This window comes from Streptomyces sp. NPDC002573 (assembly GCF_042889625.1).
Lineage (GTDB): Bacteria > Actinomycetota > Actinomycetes > Streptomycetales > Streptomycetaceae > Streptomyces > Streptomyces gibsoniae.
Genome location: NZ_JBIARC010000057.1, coordinates 41,039 through 49,848 on the forward strand (window position 1 = coordinate 41,039; position 8,810 = coordinate 49,848).

9 protein-coding genes are annotated in these 8,810 nt (G+C 71.4%); all 9 read left to right on the forward strand.

Translation table 11 applies throughout. The annotated features are described in order from the left end of the window. Positions 1–136: 136 nt before the first annotated feature. Positions 137–1,069 (forward strand): squalene synthase HpnC, encoded by a 933-nt coding sequence (gene hpnC / locus ACFYX0_RS36035; RefSeq protein ID WP_388977009.1) that lies wholly within the window; start codon positions 137–139, stop codon positions 1,067–1,069. Next, positions 1,066–2,016, forward strand: a complete 951-nt coding sequence (gene hpnD, locus ACFYX0_RS36040; protein WP_388977012.1) for a presqualene diphosphate synthase HpnD — start codon at positions 1,066–1,068, stop codon at positions 2,014–2,016. The genes hpnC and hpnD overlap by 4 nt, the downstream gene beginning before the upstream one ends. Then, positions 2,016–2,156, forward strand: a complete 141-nt coding sequence (locus ACFYX0_RS36045; protein ID WP_388977015.1) for a DUF6380 family protein — start codon at positions 2,016–2,018, stop codon at positions 2,154–2,156. The genes hpnD and ACFYX0_RS36045 overlap by 1 nt, the downstream gene beginning before the upstream one ends. Further along, positions 2,153–3,598: a hydroxysqualene dehydroxylase HpnE gene (hpnE, locus tag ACFYX0_RS36050; RefSeq protein ID WP_388977018.1), complete on the forward strand. Its 1,446-nt coding sequence runs from the start codon at positions 2,153–2,155 to the stop codon at positions 3,596–3,598. Before ACFYX0_RS36045 ends, hpnE begins: the two co-directional genes overlap by 4 nt. 2 nt (positions 3,599–3,600) lie before the next feature. Further along, positions 3,601–4,737, forward strand: coding sequence for a polyprenyl synthetase family protein (locus ACFYX0_RS36055; protein ID WP_355918853.1), 1,137 nt, complete (start codon positions 3,601–3,603; stop codon positions 4,735–4,737). 187 nt (positions 4,738–4,924) lie between these two features. Continuing rightward, entirely contained in the window at positions 4,925–6,928 is a 2,004-nt protein-coding gene (gene shc, locus ACFYX0_RS36060; RefSeq protein WP_355918830.1) for a squalene--hopene cyclase, read from the forward strand. After that, positions 6,925–7,566, forward strand: a complete 642-nt coding sequence (locus tag ACFYX0_RS36065; RefSeq protein WP_355918833.1) for a 1-hydroxy-2-methyl-2-butenyl 4-diphosphate reductase — start codon at positions 6,925–6,927, stop codon at positions 7,564–7,566. Before shc ends, ACFYX0_RS36065 begins: the two co-directional genes overlap by 4 nt. Before the next feature lie 5 nt (positions 7,567–7,571). Beyond that, positions 7,572–8,603, forward strand: a complete 1,032-nt coding sequence (gene hpnH / locus ACFYX0_RS36070) for an adenosyl-hopene transferase HpnH (RefSeq protein WP_388977020.1) — start codon at positions 7,572–7,574, stop codon at positions 8,601–8,603. Positions 8,604–8,607: 4 nt separating this feature from the next. Beyond that, a partial coding sequence (locus ACFYX0_RS36075; protein WP_355918839.1) for a flavodoxin-dependent (E)-4-hydroxy-3-methylbut-2-enyl-diphosphate synthase occupies positions 8,608–8,810 on the forward strand: 203 nt, incomplete at its 3' end.

Here is an 8,810-nt window from a genome sequence, read left to right on the forward strand (position 1 = left end):
AATGCCCTACACCCCCCTACCTGCCGCGCTGCATGGACGGCGGGGCGGCGTGTCCGAAATAGGATGTAATGGGTCGGCAGTGTAGAACGGGAGATGTGACGGCAATGGCTACGGAAAGTCTCCAGCTCCGCGAGGCATGTGCCGTCTCCGCGCCGGGCGGCGAGCGGTGACCGAAGCCGGGACGACGCGTACCGGCGACCCGGAGCGCGCCACCCTCGACAAGGCCGCGGGCGAGAACTTCCCCGTGGCGCCGTTCTTCCTGCCCCGGGCCTGGCGCGCCGATCTGATGGCCGTCTACGGCTTCGCGCGCCTCGTCGACGACATCGGCGACGGCGACCTCGCCCCCGGTGGCGCCGACGCCCGTCTCCTCGGCGTGTCGCCCGAGGAGGCCGAGGATCGCCTCACTCTTCTGGACGCCTTCGAGGCCGATCTCCACCGCGTCTTCGACGCGACCCCGCGCCACCCCCTGCTGCGCCGCCTCCAGCCCACCGTCCGGCGCGCCGGTCTCACCCCCGAGCCGTTCCTCGGCCTGATCGCCGCCAACCGCCAGGACCAGCTCGTCAAGCGGTACGAGACCTACGACGACCTCCTCGCCTACTGCGAACTGTCCGCCGACCCGGTCGGCCGGCTCGTCCTGGGCGTCACCGGCACCGCCACCCCCGAGCGCATCCGCCGCTCCGACGCGATCTGCACGGCTCTGCAGATCGTCGAGCACCTCCAGGATGTCGCCGAGGACCTCGGCCGCGACCGGATCTATCTGCCCGCCGCCGACATGAAGCGCTTCCATGTCCAGGAGACGGATCTCGCCATGACCGCAACCGGCGCATCGGTGCGCGCGCTGGTCGCGTACGAAGCGGAACGCGCCCGAGATCTCCTGAATGAAGGCGCCCCCCTCGTGGGTAGCGTCCACGGCAGGCTGAGGCTGCTGCTCGCGGGCTTCGTGGCGGGAGGAAGGGCGGCGATCGGCGCGATCGCCGCCGCCGAATACGACGTACTTTCCGGCCCGCCCAAGCCCGGCAAGCTCCGGTTGCTGCGCGAGGTGGGCGTGACTCTGCGAGGAGAGGGGTGATCCGGACCGTGGAGTCGGAACAGCACGTGCCCCCGCCGGTACTCGCCGCGTACAGCTACTGCGAGGCCGTGACCGGGCAGCAGGCCCGCAACTTCGCCTATGGCATCCGGCTGCTGCCGACGCCCAAGCGGCGTGCGATGTCGGCGCTCTACGCGTTCTCCCGGCGGGTCGACGACATCGGCGACGGCGTGCTGGCCGCCGACGTCAAGACCGCACGGCTGGAGGAGACCCGGGCGCTGCTGGGCCGCGTCCGGGACGGCAAGGTGGCCGAGGACGACACCGACCCGGTCGCCGTCGCCCTCACCCACGCCGCCGCACACTTCCCGATCCCGCTCGGCGGTCTCGACGAGCTCATCGACGGCGTGCTCATGGACGTCCGCGGCGAGGCCTACGAGACCTGGGACGAGCTGAAGGTCTACTGCCGCTGTGTGGCCGGAGCCATCGGACGCCTCTCGCTCGGCGTGTTCGGCACGGAGCCCGGGGCTCCCGGCGCCGAGCGCGCGCCGGAGTACGCCGACACGCTGGGGCTCGCGCTGCAGCTCACCAACATCCTCCGGGACGTCCGCGAGGACGCCGAGGGCGGACGCGTCTACCTCCCCGCCGACGACCTCGCCAAGTTCGGCTGCTCGGCCGGCTTCCCCGGACCGACCCCGCCCGAGGGCTCCGACTTCGCCGGTCTCGTGCACTTCGAGGTGCGCCGGGCCCGTGCGCTCTTCGCCGAGGGCTACCGGCTGCTGCCCCTGCTCGACCGGCGCAGCGGCGCCTGTGTCGCCGCCATGGCCGGCATCTACCGCCGGCTCCTCGACCGCATCGAGCGTGAGCCCGAGGCCGTGCTGCGCGGCCGGGTCTCGCTGCCGGGACGCGAGAAGGCGTACGTCGCCGTGCGCGGACTGTCGGGTCTCGACGCCCGGAACGTCTCCCGGCGCACGGTCAGGAGGCGCGGCTGATGGGCGGCCCCCAGGACGGTGAGTCCACCGGCGAAAAACGGCAGGCAACCCTCCGGTGCGGCGCGGCGTCCCTGACTGCGACGGTCCGCCGTGCATCGTTCAAGCAACAGGGCGAACCTGCAGGGGAGGAAGCACGATGAGCGAGGCCACACAGCCGGACGGCCCGCCCGCGGACAGGCCGGGTCACCGCGAGGCGCCGTCCGTCTCCGGGGCGTCCGCCGTCGTGGTCGGCGGGGGACTCGCCGGGATCACGGCCGCGCTGGCGCTCGCCGACGCCGGGGTGCGGGTCACCCTGCTGGAGGGACGGCCGCGGCTGGGTGGTCTCGCCTTCTCGTTCCACCGGGGCGAGCTGACCGTGGACAACGGCCAGCACGTCTATCTGCGGTGCTGCACCGCCTACCGCTGGTTCCTCGACCGCATCGACGCTTCCGCACTGGCACCCCTGCAGGATCGTCTCGACGTGCCCGTTCTCGACGCCGACCGGGCTCCGGGACGACGGCTCGGCAGACTGCGGCGCGACGCGCTGCCCGTACCCCTGCACCTCGGGCGCAGCCTCGCCACCTACCCCCATCTCTCCCTCGCCGAGCGCGCCAGAGTCGGGCGTGCCGCACTGGCGCTCCGCGCACTGGACCTCACGGATCCCGCACTCGACACGCAGGACTTCGGCAGCTGGCTGGCCGCGCACGGTCAGTCGGCGCGTGCCATCGAGGCACTGTGGGACCTGGTCGGGGTCGCCACCCTCAACGCGGTGGCCGGCGATTCCTCGCTCGGGCTCGCCGCGATGGTGTTCAAGACGGGTCTGCTGTCCGACCCGGGCGCGGCCGACATCGGCTGGGCACGCGTCCCGCTGGGCGAACTGCACGACCGGCTGGCCCGCAAGGCGCTCGACTCCGCGGGCGTCCGTACCGAGGTCCGTACACGCGTCACCTCCATCTCCCCTAACGAAAACGGGGGCTGGAGCGTTCAGGTTCCCGGCGAGCACATCGAGGCCGACACGGTGGTCCTCGCCGTACCGCAGCGCGAGGCGCACGATCTGCTGCCCGCCGGAGCCCTCGACGCCCCCGAACGACTGCTCGAGATCGGCACGGCGCCGATCCTCAACGTCCATGTCGTCTACGACCGCAAGGTGCTCGGCCGCCCCTTCTTCGCGGCGCTCGGCTCCCCGGTGCAGTGGGTCTTCGACCGCACCGAGGCCTCCGGACTGCGGGAGGGCCAGTACCTGGCGCTGTCCCAGTCGGCCGCCCAGGACGAGATCGACGAGCCGGTGTCGGTGCTGCGCGAGCGCTATCTCCCGGAGCTCGAACGGCTGTTGCCCGCCGCCCGCGGCGCCGAGGTGAAGGACTTCTTCGTGACCCGGGAGCGCGCGGCCACGTTCGCCCCCAGTCCCGGCGTCGGACGGCTGCGGCCCGGCGCCCGCACCAAGGCCTCCGGCCTCTACCTGGCCGGAGCGTGGACCGCCACCGGGTGGCCCGCGACCATGGAGAGTGCGGTCCGCAGCGGTGTCGGCGCGGCGGGTGCCGCGCTGGACGCCCTGGGCCGGTCCGGCGCCCACCTCCCCGACCTCTTCGAGGAGGCGGCATGACCATGAGCGTCCCCGCGCACGGAACCGGTTCCCGCACCCCCGGTATCGCAACAAGAGGAGAGACTGTGCCCACTGTGCCCCCGGCCGAGAAGGCCGCTCGAGAGACCGCGGTGGACGTGTCCGCGCTCCTGGAGCGCGGCCGGACCCTGGCCACCCCGGTGCTGCGGGAGGCAGTGGACCGCCTGGCACCGCCCATGGACACCGTCGCCTCGTATCACTTCGGCTGGATCGACGCCGAGGGCAACCCCGCGGACGGCGACGGCGGCAAGGCCGTGCGTCCCGCCCTCGCCCTGCTCTCCGCCCAGGCCGCGGGCCAGGCCCCCGAGGTCGGCGTGCCCGGCGCGGTCGCGGTGGAGCTGGTGCACAACTTCTCGCTGCTGCACGACGACCTGATGGACGGCGACGAACAGCGCCGCCACCGCGACACCGTGTGGAAGGTGCACGGCCCCGCCCAGGCCATCCTCGTCGGTGACGCGCTGTTCGCCCTGGCCAACGAGGTGCTGCTGGAGCTCGGCACCGTCGAGGCCGGCCGCGCCACCCGTCGTCTCACCAGGTCCTCCCGCGCCCTGATCGACGGTCAGGCGCAGGACATCTCCTACGAGCACCGCGACCGGGTCAGCGTCGCGGAGTGCCTGGAGATGGAGGGCAACAAGACCGGCGCCCTGCTCGCCTGCGCCTCCTCCATCGGCGCGGTCCTGGGCGGTGCCGACGACGCGACCGCCGACACCCTGGAGAAGTACGGCTACCACCTCGGCCTCGCCTTCCAGGCCGTGGACGACCTCCTTGGCATCTGGGGCGACCCGGAGGCCACGGGCAAGCAGACCTGGAGCGATCTGCGTCAGCGCAAGAAGTCCCTGCCGGTCGTGGCCGCGCTGGCGGCCGGCGGACCCGCCTCCGAGCGGCTCGGCCGGCTGCTCGCGGAGGATGCCAAGAGCAGCGACTTCGAGAACTTCTCCGAGGAGGAGTTCGCCGCGCGCGCCGCGCTCATCGAGGAGGCGGGCGGCCGCGAGTGGACCGCCGAGGAGGCGCGTCGCCAGCACACGATCGCGGTCGAGGCGCTGGCCTCGGTCCGGATGCCCCAGGAGGTGCGCGCGCAGTTCACGGCGCTCGCCGACTTCGTCGTCGTACGAAAGAGATGATCAATATCGGTCGAATACACCTCGCGTAGTCGCCGGCCGGTGCCTCCCCCTCACTCCTGACCTCCCCCCACTCCCGATCTGTCCGAGCGGGGGGACGTCATGAGCGGGGGAGCCCCACCGCGCAGACCCACCGGCCGACGGCGGACCCACAGCAGCACGACTCGCACGACTGCACGAAGGGGAAGCCATGACAGCGACGACCGACGGAAGCACCGGAGCCCTGCCGCCCCGCGCTGCCTCGGCCAGCGAAACCGACGTATCGCTCCCGGAGGCGGCCGGGACGGACGGCACTCGAGACGCCGCCGAGCGCGCCATGCGGCGCGCGACAGACTTCCTGCTCGCGCGGCAGGACGCCGAGGGCTGGTGGAAGGGCGACCTCGAGACGAACGTCACGATGGACGCCGAGGACCTGCTGCTCCGTCAGTTCCTGGGCATCTCCGACGAGAAGACCACCCGAGCCGCCGCGCTGTTCATCCGCGGCGAGCAACGCGAGGACGGCACCTGGGCCACCTTCTTCGGCGGACCCGGCGAACTGTCCGCCACCGTCGAGGCCTACGTCGCCCTGCGCCTGGCGGGGGACGCGCCCGACGAGCCCCATATGGCCAAGGCCTCCGCCTGGGTTCGCGCGCAGGGCGGCATCGCCGCCTCCCGCGTCTTCACCCGGATCTGGCTCGCGCTCTTCGGCTGGTGGAAGTGGGAGGACCTGCCGGAGTTGCCGCCGGAGCTCATCTACTTCCCGAAGTGGATGCCCCTCAACATCTACGACTTCGGATGCTGGGCCCGCCAGACGATCGTGCCGCTCACCATCGTCTCCGCGAAACGCCCGGTGCGGCCCGCACCGTTCCCGCTGGACGAACTGCACACCGACCCCGACGACCCCAACCCCGCCCGGGACCTCGCCCCGGTGGTGAGCTGGGACGGCGTCTTCCAGCGGCTCGACAAGGCGCTGCACCGGTTCCGCAAGGTCGCCCCGCGCCGGCTGCGCAGAGCCGCGATGAACACCGCCGCCCGCTGGATCATCGAACGGCAGGAGAATGACGGCTGCTGGGGCGGCATCCAGCCGCCCGCGGTGTACTCGGTCATCGCCCTGCATCTGATCGGCTACGACCTCCAGCACCCCGTGATGCGCGAGGGCCTCGCCTCCCTCGACCGTTTCGCGGTGTGGCGCGAGGACGGGGCCCGGATGATCGAGGCGTGCCAGTCCCCGGTGTGGGACACCTGCCTCGCGACCATCGCGCTCGCCGACGCGGGACTGCCCGCCGACCATCCGCAGCTCGTGAAGGCCGCGGACTGGATGCTCACCGAGCAGATCGTCCGGCCCGGCGACTGGTCCGTACGGCGTCCGCAACTCCCCTCGGGCGGCTGGGCGTTCGAGTTCCACAACGACAACTACCCGGACATCGACGACACCGCCGAGGTCGTCCTCGCGCTGCGCCGGGTCGGCCACCCCGATCCGGAACGGCTGGAGAAGGCCATCGGGCGGGGTGTGCGCTGGAACCTCGGCATGCAGTCGAAGAACGGCGCGTGGGGCGCCTTCGACGTCGACAACACCAGCCCGTTCCCCAACCGGCTGCCGTTCTGCGACTTCGGCGAGGTCATCGACCCGCCGTCGGCCGATGTCACCGCGCATGTCGTGGAGATGCTCGCCGTCGAGGGCCTCTCCCACGACCCGCGCACCCGGCGCGGCATCGAGTGGCTGCTGGCCGAACAGGAGCCGGACGGCTCCTGGTTCGGGCGCTGGGGCGTCAACTACGTGTACGGCACCGGCTCGGTGGTCCCCGCGCTGACGGCGGCCGGCCTGCCCGCGGCGCACCCGGCGATCCGCAGAGCCGTCGCCTGGCTGGAGCGGGTGCAGAACGACGACGGCGGCTGGGGGGAGGATCTGCGCTCGTACCACAACGCCCGGGAGTGGAGCGCCCGAGGCGCCTCCACCGCCTCGCAGACGGCGTGGGCGCTGCTCGCGCTGCTGGCCGCGGGGGAGACGGAGAGCAAGGCGGCGCAACGCGGCGTCGAGTTCCTCGCCCGGACCCAGAACGAGGACGGATCCTGGGACGAGCCGTACTTCACCGGCACCGGCTTCCCCTGGGACTTCTCCATCAACTACCACCTCTACCGGCAGGTCTTCCCGCTCACCGCGCTCGGCCGCTACGTCCACGGCGAGCCGTTCGCCGGGGCCAAGGGGAGCAGATGAGCCAGAAGCCCGCCACAGCCCCGCTGTTGATCGCCTGCGCGCTCGGCATCGAGCACCTCGCCCTGCGCAGCGGCGACCGCAGCGGGGCTGGCGGGCGCGTCACACTGCTCCGTACGGGTATGGGCCCCCGGGCGGCGGAACGCTCGGTCATCCGGGCGCTCGCCGACCCGGACCAGGCCGGGGCGGCCGTCCTCGCCACGGGCTTCTGCGCGGGGCTGGCCCCCGGTATGCACCCCGGTGACCTGGTCGTCGCCGAGGAGACCCGGGACCCGCGCGGCACCACCCCGTGCGTGGGCGCCGAGCTGCTCGTCAAGGAGCTTGTGCGCTGCCTCCCGGGGCGCACGGTCCACACCGGACCGCTCACCGGTTCGGACCATGTCGTCCGAGGTCAGGAGCGGTCGCACCTGTTCGCCACCGGGGCGATCGCGGTCGACATGGAGTCCGCGGCCACGCTGCACGGCGCCGTACGGACGGGCGCCCGTCCGGTTGCGGCCGTCCGGGTGGTCGTGGACGCTCCAGAACATGAACTTGTCAGGATCGGCACCTTGCGCGGTGGAATATCAGCCTTCCGTGTACTTCGTGCCGTCCTTCCCGCTTTTTTCGAATGGCACCGTTCCTTGTTGCTCCCCCGGAGGTGAGCCAGATGGCCATGCCGCTGCGCCAGTCCATCAAGGTTGCGACGTATCTCTTCGAACAGAAGCTGCGCGGGCGGGACAAGTTCCCGCTCATCGTCGAGCTGGAACCCCTCTTCGCCTGCAATCTGAAGTGCGAGGGCTGCGGCAAGATCCAGCACCCGGCGGGCGTGCTCAAGCAGCGTATGCCGGTGGCCCAGGCGGTGGGTGCCGTCCTGGAGTCCGGTGCGCCGATGGTGTCGATCGCCGGTGGCGAACCGCTGATGCATCCGCAGATCGATGAGATCGTGCGGCAGTTGGTGGACCGCAGGAAGTACGTCTTCCTCTGCACCAACGCCATGCTGCTGCGCAAGAAGATGGACAAGTTCACGCCGTCGCCGTACTTCGCGTTCGCGGTGCACATCGACGGCCTGCGTGAGCGCCACGACGAGTCCGTGGCCAAGGAGGGCGTGTTCGACGAGGCCGTGGAGGCCATCAAGGAGGCCAAGCGGCGTGGCTTCCGGGTCACCACCAACTCGACCTTCTTCAACACCGACACCCCGCAGACCGTCATCGAGGTGCTCAACTTCCTCAACGACGACCTGCAGGTGGACGAGATGATGATCTCGCCCGCCTACGCCTACGAGAAGGCGCCCGACCAGGAGCACTTCCTGGGCGTCGAGCAGACCCGCGAGCTGTTCAAGAAGGCGTTCTCCGGCGGCAACCGGCGCCGCTGGCGGCTCAACCACTCGCCGCTGTTCCTCGACTTCCTCGAGGGCAAGGTCGACTTCCAGTGCACGGCCTGGGCGATCCCGAACTACTCGCTGTTCGGCTGGCAGCGGCCCTGCTACCTGATGAGCGACGGGTATGTGCCGACGTACCGGGAGCTGATCGAGGAGACCGACTGGGACAAGTACGGCCGCGGCAAGGACCCGCGCTGCGCCAACTGCATGGCGCACTGCGGCTACGAGCCGACCGCCGTGCTGGCCACCATGGGCTCCCTGAAGGAATCCCTGCGGGCCATGCGCGAGACGATGGCCCAGAACCCCGGAAACAACAGGTGAGACCATGACCGCCGTTTCCTTGGGCATCCCCGAGGTGCCGGCCCGGCCGATCGCGGAGCGACGCGCGTCGCGGCAGATCCATGTCGGGCCGGTGGCGGTCGGGGGCGGGGCCCCGGTGTCGGTGCAGTCGATGACGACGACGCGTACGTCGGACATCGGTGCCACGTTGCAGCAGATCGCGGAGCTGACGGCGACGGGCTGCCAGAT